Genomic DNA, 14,852 nt, shown 5'->3' on the forward strand with positions numbered 1-14,852 from the left:
CATCACGAAAAATAAAAAATACCTACTATGACAGACAGTTTGATTGTTTCAACTGTCTGTCATAGTAGGCGTTATACAGCGCTACTTTTTTTATTTGTTCGATTGATTCTCATAATGAAAACAGACGGTTTTCCATACCTTATCAGTATAGGATCAACGGATTCCTTTCATAAGTACTTGGAGCTTTTTCGAAAAAACAAGCAGTAATAATCCGAAGAAAACGGCAACTAAGCCCGTGATACCAAAATACATTACTTCCGTATCACGATCATAAAACTTAACGATTTGGGCATTGACAGCCTGTCCAGTAGCATTTGTCATGAACCATAAACTCATGGTCTGTGCCGAAAATGCAGATGGAGCAAGTTTTGTCGTCGCAGATAAACCGACCGGAGAAAGGAGAAGTTCACCAATCACGACTAACAGAAAACTAAATACTAACCAAAGGGGACTGACCAACCCTTCCGTTCCGAACAATAGACCTGGAACCATCATGACGATGAAGGATAAGCCGGCAAATACTAAACCAAACGAAAACTTTTGAAGCGTTGTCGGCTGACGATCCCCAAGCTTAATCCATATACTTGCAAAGACTGGTGCCAGTGCAATAATAAACAGCGGATTGACCGATTGGAAAAGTGCCGGACTGAATTCATATCCGAAGAAACTTAACTCAGTGCGTTGATCGGCAAATTTAGATAACACATACGTTCCTTGTTCTTGAATGGCCCAAAAAATAACAGCCGCCAAAAACAATGGAATGTATGCATACAATCTTGATTTTTCGTCAGAGGTAATTTTAGGACTACGCAACATGAAATAGAAATAAAAGATCGGAATGATGACTCCAAGAATCGTTACAATAAACGAAAACGTATTGATTGTCAACCAACCAATTGTTGAAGCAATCCAGCCAAGAACTACAATACCAACTAAGGAAAAAGAAGCTACTTTATAAAAACGTACTCTTTCTTCTTTAGACATCGGATTTAATACATACTGACCAGCTTGTCCGAGATTTTTTTTCTTCGTCAATACAAAAACAACTAATCCCAAAAACATACCTACTGCCGCAACAGCAAATCCAGCGTGGAAACCTGCCTGCAAACGTACTCCGTCTACGATAATTGGAGATAAGAATGCACCTGCATTGATTCCTGTATAAAAAATACTAAAACCGGCATCACGTCGATTATCCGTTTTACTGTACAGATCACCTACAATATTCGAAACGTTTGGTTTCAATAACCCTGTCCCAATTACGATTAAGCCCATTGAGAAGAACAGTGCTGTAGCACCTGCTGGTAAAGACAGAACAATATGTCCGGTCATAATCAATACACCGCCGTAAAATACGGTCCGTGATGTTCCGAGCAAACGGTCTGCTATCCATCCGCCGATGACACCAGACATGTAAACTAGTGATCCGTAGATCGCCATTATGGAAGACGCCATTTTCTCGTCGATTCCAAGACCACCATCTTTTACAGAGTAGTACATATAATAAATGAGGATGGCGCGCATCCCGTAGTAGGAGAACCGTTCCCAGAACTCTGTGAAGAAGAGCGTGAACAATCCTTTCGGGTTTCCGAAGAACCCTTTCTGCGGAACAGTCTTGTAGACCTGATCGCGATCAAAATCTGCCATAATGAAGGCTCCTTTCGTCTACCGTTGAATTCGTGCATGGTCTAAAATCTTTTTCCCGCTTTCCCCAAATGATAAGCGTCACTTAACCGATTAAAAGATTTGCACCATTTTGACTGAATTGTCTCACTTCTTTTTATATATGAGACAGCACTATATCATTCAACCGTAAATCATTTGACGAGTCAAATATTAATTTCCGCCCACAAAAAAAGAGTGACACGAAAAATCCGTTCACTCAGGTCTGCATCTCTTTTGATTCCACAATCGTCACGCCCGGCGGTTCATGCAAGGTATGATGAATCATTGCCTGTGCGACCTTTGCCGCTTCAATCGGTGCATACGGACTGCGCCGCAACAAGGGGCGTAATACGGTCGACACCCGGGCCGCCGCCTGTTCACCGAAGCGGAATTCGTCCCGATCTCCTAATAACAATGAAGGTCGGAAGATCAGCAAGGCATCATAGCCGAGCACACGTAATCCGTTTTCCGCATCGCCTTTGACACGGTTATAAAATGTTTTCGCATTCGGATGCGCACCAAGTGCTGAAATCAGGGCGAATCGAGTGGCTCCCAGATCAAGCAATTCCCGCCCTACTTCAATCGGATACGTGTAATCCACGAGACGAAACGCTTCTTGCGATCCGGCCTGTTTAATCGTCGTCCCCAGCGCACAGTAGACGTGATCTACTTCCGGTAATTCGATTTCCGTCACATGATCAAAATCAATTACCCATTCTTCGAGTTTTTGATGAAATCGATTCATCGGACGACGTACGAGAACATGTACTTCCTGATACGCATCATGCGCCAATAGTTGATCGACCAGTTCTTGCCCCACTAAGCCGGTCGCGCCTAAAATAGCTGCTTTCATCATCCATCCTCCTCTTGATTTTCACGTTGCCCGATCGGTAAGAAATAAGATCGATTCCCCGTGATCCGTTCACCTGCCCGCACCCCGACAGCACTTGGTCGCCCGCCAAGCACAAACACGCCAAACATGTATGCGACTTCTGTTCCATCTTCTAATGACCACATCGGTAATTCCTGATACCGTTGATACACGGCCGACTGATTGCTGAATGAACGTTGTTCGTTACTGAACAGAACCGTCCCGTCCCCTTGACGGACGGTCACGGTATCCCCTTCCCGTCCGAAGATCGGTTTTTCGACGAAAGCCTGGTGCTGACGTAAAAACGGCTCTGGACTCAAATAGGTCGGCAGGAAATATGCCGCAATGACCTCATGATCGTGTCCGGTCAAATAAGGATGATCGGTTTCATGCAGGAGCCAAATCAATGCCAGGACCGACTTCGCCTGCATCAGGAAAGCCGATGGTGGATTGATGATTTCAAGCAGTCCCATCTCGACGAGCTGAAGCAATAAACGTCCGAGCTCTGTTCCGTCTTCATCACGGTCGAGTAAAGCCATCTCGATCGGAAACGTCTGCCTGTAAAGAATATCGATTCGTCGTCCCTGCTGGTCATACAATCCATCTTCTGCCCGTATCTCAAGTTCGTCAAGAGGACAGTATGTAGCACCGGCAACAAATTGTTGCAGATACTCTGTCGTCCACCGGTCTTCGATGTTGTCTCCGTGTGAAGTAAACACGACATGCGGATTTTCGTGATGGATCCGGTGGCTTGCCGCCTTCACCGCACGATCAACGCTGTCCGCCAACTGTTTCGCCTGCCCGTCATTGTACGATCCCAATCCCACTTTCCGTGCAATCCGGTCGTTGACTTCAAAACATTCCTTGATGAACGTCGGCGTATCCGCATTCCATTCCATGACCGATATCCGATTGCCTGTGACAATGAAATCAAAACGGCTGATGACCGATAAAGGCCGCATCGTCTGTAACCGTAAAAAGGACAGGGCAGCTTTCGGAAAACCGAGTTCAATCAATCCGTCGTCATCCATTGTCCAAAGAATCGGAATCACTTTTTCAAAGATGGTATAGGCTTCCCGAGCCGCCGTGCGCAAGGCTTCGATCGTTTCTTTCGGAACAGGCATCACTTCTGCCAAGGCATACGTTTCACCGTCGAGCACATCCCAAAAAGCGTCAATATCCCCGTAGAGTTCCTGCCGTGTCCTCATCCGCCGAAGAAGCCGGACGATGATCCCGTCCCAAATCCTTTTGTCTTGCTGTTATAACTTTTGACGTCTTTTGACCGGGGTGTATACCCTTTCGTCCGCATCGCACTATGCATCAAGGCACGTGAAGCAAAATAACTTCCTCCCCAGTAAAAGAACCCGGAGTGTGTCGAGCTTGAATCATCGCAATACCAAACACCTTCATCATTATCATATTCATAATCGTCACAATCCGGATCATCCGGACGCTCCGCTTTTGCATTATCCGATCCACACCCGCTGAGCGTCGTTCCGACCAACAATGTAGCTGCAAGTGTCGCCTGTTTCATCCAACTCACATCGCATACCCCTTTCATCACAATTTGTTATTCTAAGTATACGCTTTTTCCAGCAAAAAAGTTTCTAAGTCGTTCCGGAACTTTTTTCGTTAATGCCAGTAGAATAACGAAGAAGACTTGAGGAGGAATTCAAATGTCACTTGCCTATTATGTCGAAGATCAAAATGAATTTAAATCCATTTATCAATACAGCCGTTTCGCCATTGATCCGGAAGAAATCATTGCGCATCAACTCTGCGAATTCCATCTCATCGAAGGGCACTTATACGAGTTGCGGTCCAATGAAATGGACGGGGAATATGACCAGTTGATTGTCGATCATGTCGAGGCTTCCCCCCGTGATCCAGCGGACCGTGTCTATCCGCCGCACCAGATTCATCTCGAGTTCCGGCGCTTCCAGGCAGGCGGTTCACATCCCGTCATCAAGACAGTGACAGTCCCGAATCATATTCAGGCCATGCGCTTTTTGGTCAAAGATAAACTGAGTGTACCGGATCACGGGGTCTTTGAGCGGGACAGCTGTGAAGTCGATTTAGACCGAAACTGTTACGTGATTTATTTAGGTGAAGAAATCATTTAATGAAAGAATTAAGTATAGTTCGTTTTCAAGACACGTTTTTTTTGGCATACTAGAGGATAAGAACGAATTAATCGAGGTGAACACACATGAGCGAACAACCAAAAAAATTGTCTCTTCAAGAAGCAATGATCGAACAATTAAAAGCAAAAAAACAATCACAGACAAAACGTCCGACCGGTTTGCGCGGAACAGAAACAAAACAAATGACAAGCCAAAAAACGAAAAAAACGAACAACCAGAAAAAACGGACAGGCGTCTAATTGAATTCGTGAAATAAGGGAGTAACTATGAGTATTTTAACGGTATCAAACTTAAGCCATGGTTTTGGCGATCGTGCGATTTTCGAAGATGTCTCGTTCCGTCTGTTAAAAGGGGAACACATCGGTCTCGTCGGAGCGAACGGCGAAGGAAAATCGACGTTCATGAACATCATTACTTCGCAGCTTGAACCAGACGAAGGAAAAGTCGAATGGGCAAAACACGTTCGGGTCGGCTATCTGGATCAGCACGCTGTTCTTTCCAAAGGACTCACGATTCGTGATGCCTTAAAGGGAGCATTCCAATATCTGTTCGACATCGAACAGGAAATCAATGATCTGTATACAAAAATGGGCGAAGTCGAACCAGACGAACTCGAAAAAATGTTAGAAGAAGTCGGTGTCTTGCAAGACATCTTGACGAACAATGATTTTTATACGATCGATGCGAAAGTCGAAGAAATTGCACGCGGTCTAGGTCTTGATGAGATCGGTCTCGATCGTGATGTCCAGGAACTCAGCGGCGGACAGCGGACAAAAATTCTGCTTGCCAAACTGTTGCTTGAAAAACCGGATATCCTTTTACTCGATGAGCCGACCAACTACCTGGATGTGCAACATATCGAATGGTTGAAACGTTACCTTAATGATTACGAAAATGCGTTCATCTTGATTTCACACGACATTCCATTCCTGAACAGTGTCATCAACTTGATCTACCATATGGAGAACCAAGGACTTAACCGTTACGTCGGTGATTACGACAACTTCCTGACTGTCCATGAGGCGAAGAAGAAGCAACATGAGTCAGCCTTTAAACGTCAACAGCAGGAAATTTCCGAGCTGAAAGATTTCGTCGCCCGCAATAAGGCCCGTGTCTCGACACGTAACATGGCGATGTCGCGTCAGAAGAAGCTTGATAAGATGGACGTCATCGAACTCGCGCAGGAACGTCCAAAACCTGAGTTTCATTTCCAGACAGCCCGGACACCAAGTAAGTTGATGTTCGAAGCAAAAGGACTTGTCATCGGATACGATGAGCCGCTTTCCCGTCCGCTTGATTTGATGATCGAGCGCGGTCAAAAAATCGCGTTGCACGGAGCGAACGGTATCGGGAAGTCGACTTTGCTGAAAAGTCTGCTCGGAGAGATTCCTTCGGTTTCCGGTACAGTCGAACGCGGGGAAAATCTTCACATCGGCTACTTCGAACAGGAAATTAAAGAAAAAAATTCGAATACGTGTATCGAAGAGATCTGGGGTACATTCCCGTCTCTGACACAGCAACAGGTCCGGGCCATGCTCGCGAAATGTGGTCTGATGACGAAACACATCGAATCGAAAATCGAAGTGCTCAGTGGTGGCGAAAAAGCGAAGGTCCGCCTTTGTAAATTGATGAACACGGAATCCAACATTCTGGTTCTCGATGAGCCGACTAACCACTTGGACGTCGAAGCAAAAGAAGAACTCAAACGTGCGTTACAGGAATACAAGGGAACCGTTCTGTTGATTTCACATGAACCTGAATTTTATGAAGCCGTCGCAACGGATTTATGGAATTGTGAATCATGGACGACTAAAGTATTCTAAAGGCAAAAACGATTGGACGGAAGACGGAACCCGATTTTGCATCGAGTTCCGCGTTCCGTCTTTTTTTGTGTTCTCATTTAATTCATAGACTTAATCATTGCCTTGTTCATCGATTTGTATCAAACTAAATGGCAGATGCAACTTTTTCTGAAGGAGTGGATGTCATGGAAACCATTACTAAAAAAGCCAACTTATCATTACTCGAACTGCCGAGCGGCGGAGAGGAGTCTTTATTTTGCCGGCTTTATTCCCCGGCACTCGCCGGTCCCGCTCCACTCATCGTTCTGTTCCATGGATTCCCCGGGAAACAATTGAACATGGATTGGGCCGTTCAATTACAAAACCTTAGTTTTCATGTCCTCGTGACGTCTTACCGCGGAACGATCGGCAGTCCTGGTGCATTCCGTTTCCGGCATGTTCTTGAAGACGCGACCGCCATCATGCAACATGTCGTTTCTCCTGAATTTACGCAGGCACATGATATCTCAGCCGATCAGATTTCAATCGTCGGTCACAGTATGGGCGGCTTTGCCGGACTCCACGCCTTCATTGATGTTCCGGACATTGCCCATTACATTGGAATCTCTCCGTTTAACTTCGGTTTGATTGGTCAACTGGTACTCGATTATCCGGAACATGAAGAGGCATTACAAGGTGTCTTGAGCCGCGGAGCTCAGTTCCTGTCCCATACCGACGGCGACATACTGCTCGACGAACTAAAACGACATCATGCGACGTGGAACCTGCTGTCACTGAAAGAACAACTCGGAACACGTTCCGCCTTGCTTGTGACGTCGGAACGTGATGAGACGTCCATCAAATCACTTCATCATGACTTGCTTCAGGATGCCAGTGCCTTTGAACAAATCATCGTGGACAGTGACCACAATTATATCGAAAATCGGGAAGATGCCTTCCGGGCTTGGACCACATGGTTAAGACGACGTTAAAAAAACGAGCGTCCTCATTTTATCAGTGAGGACGCTTGCTTTTTAGGTGTTGCTGTTTTCGGACGGACCTGCATCCGGTACAAAATCAGCGTGAACAGCGTTAATGTGGAACAGGCATACCAAATGGTCGTGAAAAGTGTTCCTGTATCCGTTCCGATGAAAATCCCGTGAAGTGTCATCAAGAGCCAGGCCGGCAGGACAAGCCAGTGCGTTAATTTCCATAATGTTTTTCCGAGCGCCTCTTTCAAGAAATCAGAAGTAACCAAGACAAAACCAAACAGGTACAGACTGATCGTTCCAAAGGCATTCCAAAGCGGCTCATAGGATGCCGTTCCCGGAATCAGAATTTCAAGCAAACTCAGAGGAGCATACGTATCGACGACGATCAGCGTCGCATGAAGCACAATCGCCAATAATCCGGCCCAGCCACTGTACAGGTGAATGTTATGCAGACGTGCCTTTTGTTTTCTCAATGCCGGGAATGAACCGAGTAGACCGGCTAACACCGATAGTGTCAAAAAGAAATGTCCGCCCAACCCGCTCAAACGAATCATCGTCCACGTTGAAAATAACCACTTTATCCAGTCCATATGGCTTGTCCTCCTTTCTCTTCCGCTACCATTTTTCCTGACTCATCCATCAATAGTAATCGTCCGTTCGGAAACCACTTGAACAGTTTGTTCTGTCGCTCGGATTCTGTCATCTGAAAAGCGAGTTTCGTCATCACTTCTGCCTCATAAAGTTGTGGCGCAGACGCCGTGATTTGGACGAATCGGCTTTCAATCGGACGCCCTGTCTTACCACTTAACAAATGATGGTTCGTCCTGTCGCCCACTTTCCAGGAACGATACATCCGGCTCGAGGTCGCGACAGCTCCTTGCCGTAACCGGATTTCTGCAATCTCAGTTTCTGTCTTCGGATCTGTGACGGCAATTTTCCACGGCTCGTCATCAGACCAGGCGATGACATCCCCGCCCGCTTCAATTAACCCGCGCGACTGATTCTTACGTAAACGCTGGGCTGCCATCATCGCAGCCGCTCCCTTGCCGATTCCACCTAAGTCAATCGTTCCTCCCCCGACCCGCGTCACTTCGCATCCTTCCACTAAAAATGGACTGATTTCAGGCGGCAGATTCATTTCTGATTCAACCGCCCGGCGGAAGGGAAATGATCGGTCGTAACCGTTTGCGCGCTGCTGTTCAAGTAGGAAGGGCGAAAAGTAATGTTCGGTCTGTTCAAAATAATGGATTGCCCGCTGCAACAGTCGTGCAAGCGGTAACGATACCGTCAGCGTCTGCCCAATCAGCAGTTGATTCAACTGACTGACTTCGCTGGACGAACTGAATCGTGACCATTGCCGGTCCACATAATGAAAGAACTGCTCGATGTCCTGCCATTCCTTTTCTTCGATCCTTTGGTTCGTGATAAAACGAATGTTATTATGCATCGAATAGAGTTGCCGCTCCATTTCGTTTCACCTCCTATTTCGAATGACTGGACTGACCGTCACTTCCGCCGCTCGGTTGATTAAATCCGGAAGAATCGTTGCTTTGCCAATTACCGTCATCGTCGTCATCCTCTTCGTAGTAATATCCGTTGTCTTCATCTGACTCTCCCCATTCATCGTCATCACCGTTAGACGGCTGACTCGGGATTGTCGTCTCGTTCGAATAAGAATCTCCTGTATTGATGGTATTCGCCGGCTGATCGTTTGTCGCAACGGTCAACTGACCAATCGCAAGTCCTAAAAAGACACTGCTGCTCAGTCCCACAATCCATTTCGCGAACGGTTTCGGTTTCACATTTTTCCTCTCCTCTCGTTTCCTGTTATCTTTACTGTATCGATAAAAACTGACAACTAGCTGATGACAACTGTGGGATAATAAGAAAAAACAAACCGGGAGGAACAAGGATGCGGATTTTGATTGCAGAAGATGACAAGCGGCTTGCCAAAATGTTGCGGCTCCATTTGGAACGTGCCGGCTATCAGGTCGATGTGGCTCATGACGGACTCGAAGCCATCGAGCAATGCCAGACTTTTCGTTATGATTTATTGGTCCTCGACTGGATGATGCCACATAAAAGCGGGATTGAAGTAGCAACTGAATTGCGCGGGGAACGCTTTGAAGGCGGGATTCTGATGTTGACGGCCCGTGATACGGAAATCGATTTGGTACACGGACTCGACAGTGGTGCCGATGATTATCTCGTGAAACCCTTTCAGGCAAACGAACTGTTAGCACGCCTCCGCGCCTTGAGCCGGCGTCAGAAAAAGGCATTCGTCTCGACTGTTTCGTATCAGGAACTCGAACTTGATATCACGACTCAGACGATTTCCTATGCCGGACAGTTACTTGAGCTGACACGTCGTGAATTCGAATTTCTTTCGCTGTTGCTCCGCCGCCCGGAGCAGGTCATGGGACGTGAGCTGATCATTGAAGTCGTTTGGGGAATCGGCGCAGATATCACCGATAATGCACTCGACGCACTCGTTCGGCTCGTCCGGAAAAAGCTCGATGCTGCCGGTGCACCGGCTTTGATTCAAACGGTTCGCGGATTCGGTTATCGGCTCGGAGGTCCTCATGCTTGAAACCATTCGAAAACGGCTGACGCTACTATTCAGCGGAACGTTTTTACTGTTGTTGATTCTGATTTTAGTCGGTGTTTACTTCACGACCGCCCGGCTGCTCGATCAAACCGAGCTGAACCAATTAAAGTCAGTGTCCGACCGCGATCTGTTCGAACGGATCGAGCACGGCGAAGACCGGTTAATCCGCAATCCGATTTACTTTCAGATTATGAATCCGGACGGTTCAGTCCGCTTCACATCGCTTCCTGACGACTTACCGGCGAAGACCCTTCAGCGCTTTATGACCGCAGATGAAGAAACTCAAAAAGTCGAATTCGACGACCGGCACTATCTGCTTTATCAACGGGATAATGATGAACAGGGTATGATTGTTCTGATGAAAGACATCTCTGCCACACAGGATACACTCCAGCGCCTGATCGCCATGTTAGCTGGCATCACGATTTTGTCGACCCTTGTCTTGATGGGTCTCAGTTACGTACTCGCCGGTCGTTCCGTCGTTCCCGTTCAGCAAGCCTTTGACCGACAGCGCCGTTTTACATCAGACGCTTCTCATGAACTAAGGACGCCGCTGACGATTTTATACAGCGGCATCGAGTTACTCGAGACCGAGCCGCTCAGCACGGAAGGAAAAACAATCTTATCGGATTTGAAGGCAGAGACGGCCTCGATGCAGTATTTAGTTTCCGACTTACTGTTGTTGGCCCGGGAAGGTCAACCCGGATCCATGAGCCCGATTGATTTAAGTACACTCGTCACACAGACTTCTGAACGGTTTAAACATACGTTAGTCGACCGGACATTGGCCTTATCTGTCGCGCCCAATTTGTTGATCAAGGGCGATCCTAACCAGTTGATCCGTCTGTTGACGATCTTTCTAGAAAATGCCGCTGCCTACAGCGATGCTAATATTGAAGTTTACCTGCAACAGACGTCAACCGATGTTCGATTAACCATCGCTGATCACGGAATCGGCATTCCACCGGAAAATTACGATAAGATATTTGAACGGTTCTTCCGCGGTGATCACTCTCGCCATGGTACGGGAACCGGGCTCGGGCTCGCCATCGCCAAATCGATTGCCGATGCACATCAAGCCACTATCTTTGTTGAATCCACACCCGAAACCGGAACACGCTTCACGATTCTTTTTCCAATTTCTTAATGACCGTCAGCTAACTGTCAGATAATCCGGTTAAAGTAACAGTATGTTCCATTACTTATCAAGGAGGTTATCTTATGTTAGGTGGCGTACCGCTTCATCCCCTGCTCGTTCATGCACCGATTGCTCTTTTACTGTTCGCAACACTCTTATTACTGTTCAGTTTCAAATGGGTCCAGTTAAAATTATTTGTCCTCATCACGTTATTTGCCGGTCTGCTGTCCGGCGTCGCAGCGTATTTATCGGGTGACGGGGCTGAAGAATATGCAGAAACCAATCTGAGCAGTGCAACACACGCGGCCATCTCGAATCATGAAAATTTCGCCTTGTTCAGCCTCGTTGCCTTTGGAATTGCCTTTGTCCTCCTGTTGCTCGGCTACCGTTCCAACAAAAAAACAATGCTTATGCTAAGCCTGCTCGTCGCAATCGTCGGAAGCGGTTTACTCGCTTATACCGGTCATCTCGGCGGACAGATGGTATACGCCAAATAAAAAATCCCCTTTCCTCCAAATAATCCATGGAGAAAAGGGGATTTTCACTTACTTATTTATGATGATCACGGCCCGGACGGCGGTTGCTCGAGCGGCGTGTGTTACCGCGGCCTTCCGCCGGTTTTTTCGTTCCTTTGCTTTGATCGTGCTGTGCACGAATCATTTCATCCGAAAGTTCGACGACAATCGGTGTCACTTCGACACCCAGTTCGCGTTCCATATCACGGAAACTGCGGCCGTCGCGTGGGGTAACGATTGAAATCGCTACGCCGTCGTTTCCGGCACGGCCTGTCCGACCAATCCGGTGAACATAACTTTCCGCATCGTCCGGTAAATCGTAGTTGAAGACGTGCGTGACACCCGTCACGTCAAGACCACGTGATGCAACGTCTGTTGCAATCAGGAATGGTGTTTTTCCTTGATAGAACTTCGCCATCGCTTTTTCACGTTTCCCTTGTGTCAAACCACCGTGCAATTCATCCGTCGGATACCCTTGCATCTGTAATTCTTCATTCAGCTTGCTGACACGGCGTTGTGTCCGGCAGAAGATGATTGCGGCATACGGACGCATCTCGTCAAGCATCGTCCGGAGTGTCGCCTGTTTCCGGCGATCCGTCGTTTCGACGACGAACTGTTCGATGGCGTCGACTGTTACTTTTTCTGCCTCGACTTGGACTTCAATCGGATCACGCAAATACGTTTTCGCGAGTTGCTCGACTTTTTCCGGCATCGTTGCTGATAACATGACGAACTGACGATCAACCGGTGCTGCTGCGATGATATCTTCGATTTCCGGTAAGAATCCGATTTGCAGCATCTGATCCGCTTCATCCAGGACAAGCGTCTTCAATTCACTCAAATCAAGTGTTCCACGACCGACGTGATCCAAAATCCGACCCGGTGTCCCGATGATGATTTGTGGCATGCGACCGAGACGTTGGATTTGTTTGAAGACATCCTGTCCACCGTATACAGCCAGCGCACGGATATCTTCCATGTTCCGGATTAACTTGTGTGTTTCATCTGCAATCTGACGTGCGAGTTCACGTGTCGGTGCGACGATCAACGCTTGAACCGTTTTGCTCTCTAAATCGATTTGTTCGAGAATCGGCAGAAGAAACGCCAGTGTCTTCCCTGTTCCGGTTTGCGCTTTTCCTATTAAATCACGACCGGCGAGCAAATGCGGAATCGCCTGTTCTTGAATCGGCGTTGGTTGTTTGATGCCTTGTTTTTGTAATTTCTTGACCCATTGTTCTTGAATGTGTAGTGCTTCAAATGTTGACATAGTATCCTCCTAAAAATTATCCACAGAAAAAAGCTGTGGATAACCTGCTTCGAATCGACAAAAACAGTTATCCACAGCCGTGCTTTTTCTAGTATACACAATTTACGCGTTTGTTGCTTCCTGTTTTAACTTTCGATCGAGTACAAATGTCCCGAATGGAATGAACGAAGCGATAAAGGCGATCCCTGCTTTTACAAACGACCAACGGTATTTGAATTTAACGACAGCAAGCCATAGCGCATACATGACGAATAAAACACCGTGCATGGCTCCGACGACGGAAACGGCTTCCGGAATGCCTGCCATATACTTTAAGGGCATGGCAATCAACAGTAAGACTAAAAATGAAATACCTTCTAAAATCGCAATCAATCGAAATTGACCTAACGTAGTTCCTAACATCCCGTCACTCCTTTTTTCTAGTTCCTGTCTTTAGTATACGGGACGCCCGTCAGTCTGTGACCTGTGTCACAGGATTGTCAGATTTCGAGTGGGCGAAGACGGGCTTCAATCTCTTGGCGCTTTGGCTCAAGGAACGGTGGAAGTGCCAATGTCTCGCCGAGCGTTTCGACCGATTCATCCGTTGCGAATCCCGGTGTATCCGTCGATAATTCAAACAAAATATGATTCGGTTCGCGGAAATAGAGCGCCTGGAAATAGTGACGGTCGACTTTCCCTGAGTTTGGCAGACGGTATTCTTTCAATCGTTTCACCCATAAGTCATACTCTTCACTGTTCGGGACACGGAACGCTACATGGTGGACGCCGCCACGTCCGAGACGTTCCCGGTCGAGATCCGGACGAGCTTCGAGATGCACTTCTGCCCCGATTCCGCCTTGTCCCGTCGAGTAGACATCAATCTCCGCAAAATCACCGGCCAGCGATGGATAACTGCCGATTTTCTTAAAGCCGAGGACTTCCGTTAAGACAAGAGCCGTCGGTTCCGGATCATTGACGGTCAGCGTCACGGCACCTAAGCCGACGATGGCATGTTCAGCCGGAATCTCATCGTGTTTCCATGGCACACCTCCTGCGACCCCCTGTTCGCCGTCTTCTGCGACAAGAATCAACCGGGTTCCTTCCTGATCACGGAACGCCAGCGTCTGACGCCCCGCCCGTTCGACAATCGCATCATGGTCCACGCTTTGTTGTATAAAGCGGTCTCTCCAAAACTGAAGGGACGCTGTTGTTTTGACACGGAGTGATGTCGACGAAATGCTTGACGCACCGGGTACACCGGTCCCTAAATGCGGGATATCAAAAAACGTCAGATCCGTTCCCGGATTGCCTTCCGCATCTCCGTAAAAGAGATGATATGACGTCGTATCATCCTGATTGACCGTTTTTTTGATCAGACGCATCCCGAGAACCTGTGTATAAAATTGATAGTTGCGTTCTGCCATCCCCGTTAAAATGGATACATGATGAATACCGAGTAATTCCATGTTTGCCACGTCCTTTTCTGAATGAATAGTTTGTATCGTCAGTATAGCGCACATATATCTTGAATTAAAGATATTAACTCATTAAAAAAATCGCCCTTTCGAAAAAGGACGATTGAAAAGTTAAGATTAAAGTTTTACGACGTTAGCAGCTTGTGCTCCACGTGCGCCTTCAGTGATTTCGAATTCAACTTCTTGACCTTCGTCAAGTGATTTGAAACCTTCACCAGTGATTGCTGAGAAATGTACGAATACGTCTTCTCCGCCTTCAACTTCGATGAAACCGAAACCTTTTTCTGCGTTAAACCATTTTACTTTACCTGTGTTCATGGGAACAACCTCCAAAAATAAATTACTTAATACATATGCCGCGCATATGAAAGAAATTCATTATTGTCCCGAAATACATGGAGCGACGAAAAGATTGTT

Annotated in this window: 18 protein-coding genes; 7 read left to right on the top strand and 11 right to left on the bottom strand. The window is 47.1% G+C overall.

Annotated features, from left to right (window positions below):
• Positions 1 to 153: 153 nt before the first annotated feature.
• From EXIG_RS14860 to EXIG_RS14875, 4 genes are all read right to left on the bottom strand, one after another.
• Positions 154 to 1,647, bottom strand: a complete 1,494-nt coding sequence (locus tag EXIG_RS14860) for a peptide MFS transporter (RefSeq protein ID WP_012371780.1) — start codon at positions 1,645 to 1,647, stop codon at positions 154 to 156.
• 235 nt (positions 1,648 to 1,882) lie between these two features.
• Positions 1,883 to 2,518 carry an NAD(P)H-binding protein gene (locus EXIG_RS14865; protein ID WP_012371781.1) on the bottom strand — a complete coding sequence of 212 codons (636 nt, stop codon included), beginning with the start codon at positions 2,516 to 2,518 and terminating at the stop codon, positions 1,883 to 1,885.
• Positions 2,518 to 3,744, bottom strand: coding sequence for a glutathionylspermidine synthase family protein (locus tag EXIG_RS14870; RefSeq protein ID WP_012371782.1), 1,227 nt, complete (start codon positions 3,742 to 3,744; stop codon positions 2,518 to 2,520). The genes EXIG_RS14865 and EXIG_RS14870 overlap by 1 nt, the downstream gene beginning before the upstream one ends.
• Positions 3,741 to 4,070: a hypothetical protein gene (locus EXIG_RS14875; protein ID WP_012371783.1), complete on the bottom strand. Its 330-nt coding sequence runs from the start codon at positions 4,068 to 4,070 to the stop codon at positions 3,741 to 3,743. Before EXIG_RS14875 ends, EXIG_RS14870 begins: the two co-directional genes overlap by 4 nt.
• A gap of 142 nt (positions 4,071 to 4,212) precedes the next feature.
• Between EXIG_RS14875 and EXIG_RS14880 the strand changes: the two genes are divergently transcribed.
• The 4 genes from EXIG_RS14880 (at position 4,213) to EXIG_RS14890 (ending at position 7,453) form a co-directional block, all read left to right on the top strand.
• On the top strand, positions 4,213 to 4,659 hold the full coding sequence (locus tag EXIG_RS14880) for a hypothetical protein (protein WP_012371784.1): 447 nt from the start codon (positions 4,213 to 4,215) through the stop codon (positions 4,657 to 4,659).
• A gap of 86 nt (positions 4,660 to 4,745) precedes the next feature.
• Positions 4,746 to 4,919: a hypothetical protein gene (locus EXIG_RS15985; RefSeq protein WP_012371785.1), complete on the top strand. Its 174-nt coding sequence runs from the start codon at positions 4,746 to 4,748 to the stop codon at positions 4,917 to 4,919.
• 27 nt (positions 4,920 to 4,946) lie between these two features.
• Entirely contained in the window at positions 4,947 to 6,503 is a 1,557-nt protein-coding gene (locus EXIG_RS14885) for an ABC-F family ATP-binding cassette domain-containing protein (RefSeq protein ID WP_012371786.1), read from the top strand.
• A 164-nt stretch (positions 6,504 to 6,667) separates the two neighbouring features.
• Positions 6,668 to 7,453, top strand: a complete 786-nt coding sequence (locus EXIG_RS14890) for an alpha/beta hydrolase family protein (protein ID WP_012371787.1) — start codon at positions 6,668 to 6,670, stop codon at positions 7,451 to 7,453.
• A gap of 14 nt (positions 7,454 to 7,467) precedes the next feature.
• On the opposite strand, the gene EXIG_RS14895 is transcribed toward EXIG_RS14890, so the two are convergent.
• From EXIG_RS14895 to EXIG_RS14905, 3 genes are read right to left on the bottom strand one after another with little or no spacing between them, the layout of a single operon-like run.
• A complete protein-coding gene (locus EXIG_RS14895) occupies positions 7,468 to 8,043 on the bottom strand; it encodes a ferric reductase-like transmembrane domain-containing protein (RefSeq protein WP_012371788.1) in 576 nt (191 codons plus the stop codon).
• The gene (locus EXIG_RS14900; RefSeq protein WP_012371789.1) at positions 8,031 to 8,921 is read right to left on the bottom strand and encodes an FAD:protein FMN transferase; all 891 of its coding nucleotides are present in this window, start codon (positions 8,919 to 8,921) and stop codon (positions 8,031 to 8,033) included. Before EXIG_RS14900 ends, EXIG_RS14895 begins: the two co-directional genes overlap by 13 nt.
• Positions 8,922 to 8,934: 13 nt before the next feature.
• Positions 8,935 to 9,255 carry a hypothetical protein gene (locus tag EXIG_RS14905; RefSeq protein ID WP_012371790.1) on the bottom strand — a complete coding sequence of 107 codons (321 nt, stop codon included), beginning with the start codon at positions 9,253 to 9,255 and terminating at the stop codon, positions 8,935 to 8,937.
• Between the two features lie 110 nt (positions 9,256 to 9,365).
• Here EXIG_RS14905 and EXIG_RS14910 point away from each other — a divergent pair, with 110 nt between their 5' ends.
• From EXIG_RS14910 to EXIG_RS14920, 3 genes are all read left to right on the top strand, one after another.
• The gene (locus EXIG_RS14910) at positions 9,366 to 10,043 is read left to right on the top strand and encodes a response regulator transcription factor (protein ID WP_012371791.1); all 678 of its coding nucleotides are present in this window, start codon (positions 9,366 to 9,368) and stop codon (positions 10,041 to 10,043) included.
• Positions 10,036 to 11,208 carry a sensor histidine kinase gene (locus tag EXIG_RS14915; protein ID WP_012371792.1) on the top strand — a complete coding sequence of 391 codons (1,173 nt, stop codon included), beginning with the start codon at positions 10,036 to 10,038 and terminating at the stop codon, positions 11,206 to 11,208. The genes EXIG_RS14910 and EXIG_RS14915 overlap by 8 nt, the downstream gene beginning before the upstream one ends.
• Before the next feature lie 74 nt (positions 11,209 to 11,282).
• The gene (locus EXIG_RS14920; RefSeq protein ID WP_012371793.1) at positions 11,283 to 11,696 is read left to right on the top strand and encodes a DUF2231 domain-containing protein; all 414 of its coding nucleotides are present in this window, start codon (positions 11,283 to 11,285) and stop codon (positions 11,694 to 11,696) included.
• A 52-nt stretch (positions 11,697 to 11,748) separates the two neighbouring features.
• On the opposite strand, the gene EXIG_RS14925 is transcribed toward EXIG_RS14920, so the two are convergent.
• The 4 genes from EXIG_RS14925 to EXIG_RS14940 form a co-directional block, all read right to left on the bottom strand.
• The gene (locus EXIG_RS14925; protein WP_012371794.1) at positions 11,749 to 12,981 is read right to left on the bottom strand and encodes a DEAD/DEAH box helicase; all 1,233 of its coding nucleotides are present in this window, start codon (positions 12,979 to 12,981) and stop codon (positions 11,749 to 11,751) included.
• A gap of 102 nt (positions 12,982 to 13,083) precedes the next feature.
• Complete coding sequence (locus EXIG_RS14930; protein ID WP_012371795.1) at positions 13,084 to 13,383, bottom strand: DUF3817 domain-containing protein; 300 nt, start codon at positions 13,381 to 13,383, stop codon at positions 13,084 to 13,086.
• Between the two features lie 77 nt (positions 13,384 to 13,460).
• Positions 13,461 to 14,426 carry a ring-cleaving dioxygenase gene (locus EXIG_RS14935; RefSeq protein WP_012371796.1) on the bottom strand — a complete coding sequence of 322 codons (966 nt, stop codon included), beginning with the start codon at positions 14,424 to 14,426 and terminating at the stop codon, positions 13,461 to 13,463.
• Positions 14,427 to 14,552: 126 nt separating this feature from the next.
• Positions 14,553 to 14,753, bottom strand: coding sequence for a cold-shock protein (locus tag EXIG_RS14940; RefSeq protein WP_012371797.1), 201 nt, complete (start codon positions 14,751 to 14,753; stop codon positions 14,553 to 14,555).
• Between the last annotated feature and the right edge of the window lie 99 nt (positions 14,754 to 14,852).

This window comes from Exiguobacterium artemiae 255-15, from assembly GCF_000019905.1.
Classification (GTDB): Bacteria; Bacillota; Bacilli; order Exiguobacteriales; family Exiguobacteriaceae; genus Exiguobacterium_A; species Exiguobacterium_A artemiae.

Excerpts from the sequence above, each read along its gene's own strand:
- EXIG_RS14875 (WP_012371783.1), bottom strand. The coding sequence starts at position 4,070 with ATGAAACAGGCGACACTTGCAGCTACATTGTTGGTCGGAACGACGCTC.
- EXIG_RS14860 (WP_012371780.1), bottom strand. The coding sequence starts at position 1,647 with ATGGCAGATTTTGATCGCGATCAGGTCTACAAGACTGTTCCGCAGAAA.
- EXIG_RS14915 (WP_012371792.1), top strand. The coding sequence starts at position 10,036 with ATGCTTGAAACCATTCGAAAACGGCTGACGCTACTATTCAGCGGAACG.
- EXIG_RS15985 (WP_012371785.1), top strand. The coding sequence starts at position 4,746 with ATGAGCGAACAACCAAAAAAATTGTCTCTTCAAGAAGCAATGATCGAA.
- EXIG_RS14935 (WP_012371796.1), bottom strand. The coding sequence starts at position 14,426 with ATGGAATTACTCGGTATTCATCATGTATCCATTTTAACGGGGATGGCA.
- EXIG_RS14880 (WP_012371784.1), top strand. The coding sequence starts at position 4,213 with ATGTCACTTGCCTATTATGTCGAAGATCAAAATGAATTTAAATCCATT.
- EXIG_RS14920 (WP_012371793.1), top strand. The coding sequence starts at position 11,283 with ATGTTAGGTGGCGTACCGCTTCATCCCCTGCTCGTTCATGCACCGATT.
- EXIG_RS14930 (WP_012371795.1), bottom strand. The coding sequence starts at position 13,383 with ATGTTAGGAACTACGTTAGGTCAATTTCGATTGATTGCGATTTTAGAA.
- EXIG_RS14895 (WP_012371788.1), bottom strand. The coding sequence starts at position 8,043 with ATGGACTGGATAAAGTGGTTATTTTCAACGTGGACGATGATTCGTTTG.
- EXIG_RS14910 (WP_012371791.1), top strand. The coding sequence starts at position 9,366 with ATGCGGATTTTGATTGCAGAAGATGACAAGCGGCTTGCCAAAATGTTG.
- EXIG_RS14925 (WP_012371794.1), bottom strand. The coding sequence starts at position 12,981 with ATGTCAACATTTGAAGCACTACACATTCAAGAACAATGGGTCAAGAAA.
- EXIG_RS14940 (WP_012371797.1), bottom strand. The coding sequence starts at position 14,753 with ATGAACACAGGTAAAGTAAAATGGTTTAACGCAGAAAAAGGTTTCGGT.
- EXIG_RS14890 (WP_012371787.1), top strand. The coding sequence starts at position 6,668 with ATGGAAACCATTACTAAAAAAGCCAACTTATCATTACTCGAACTGCCG.
- EXIG_RS14870 (WP_012371782.1), bottom strand. The coding sequence starts at position 3,744 with ATGAGGACACGGCAGGAACTCTACGGGGATATTGACGCTTTTTGGGAT.
- EXIG_RS14900 (WP_012371789.1), bottom strand. The coding sequence starts at position 8,921 with ATGGAGCGGCAACTCTATTCGATGCATAATAACATTCGTTTTATCACG.
- EXIG_RS14865 (WP_012371781.1), bottom strand. The coding sequence starts at position 2,518 with ATGAAAGCAGCTATTTTAGGCGCGACCGGCTTAGTGGGGCAAGAACTG.
- EXIG_RS14885 (WP_012371786.1), top strand. The coding sequence starts at position 4,947 with ATGAGTATTTTAACGGTATCAAACTTAAGCCATGGTTTTGGCGATCGT.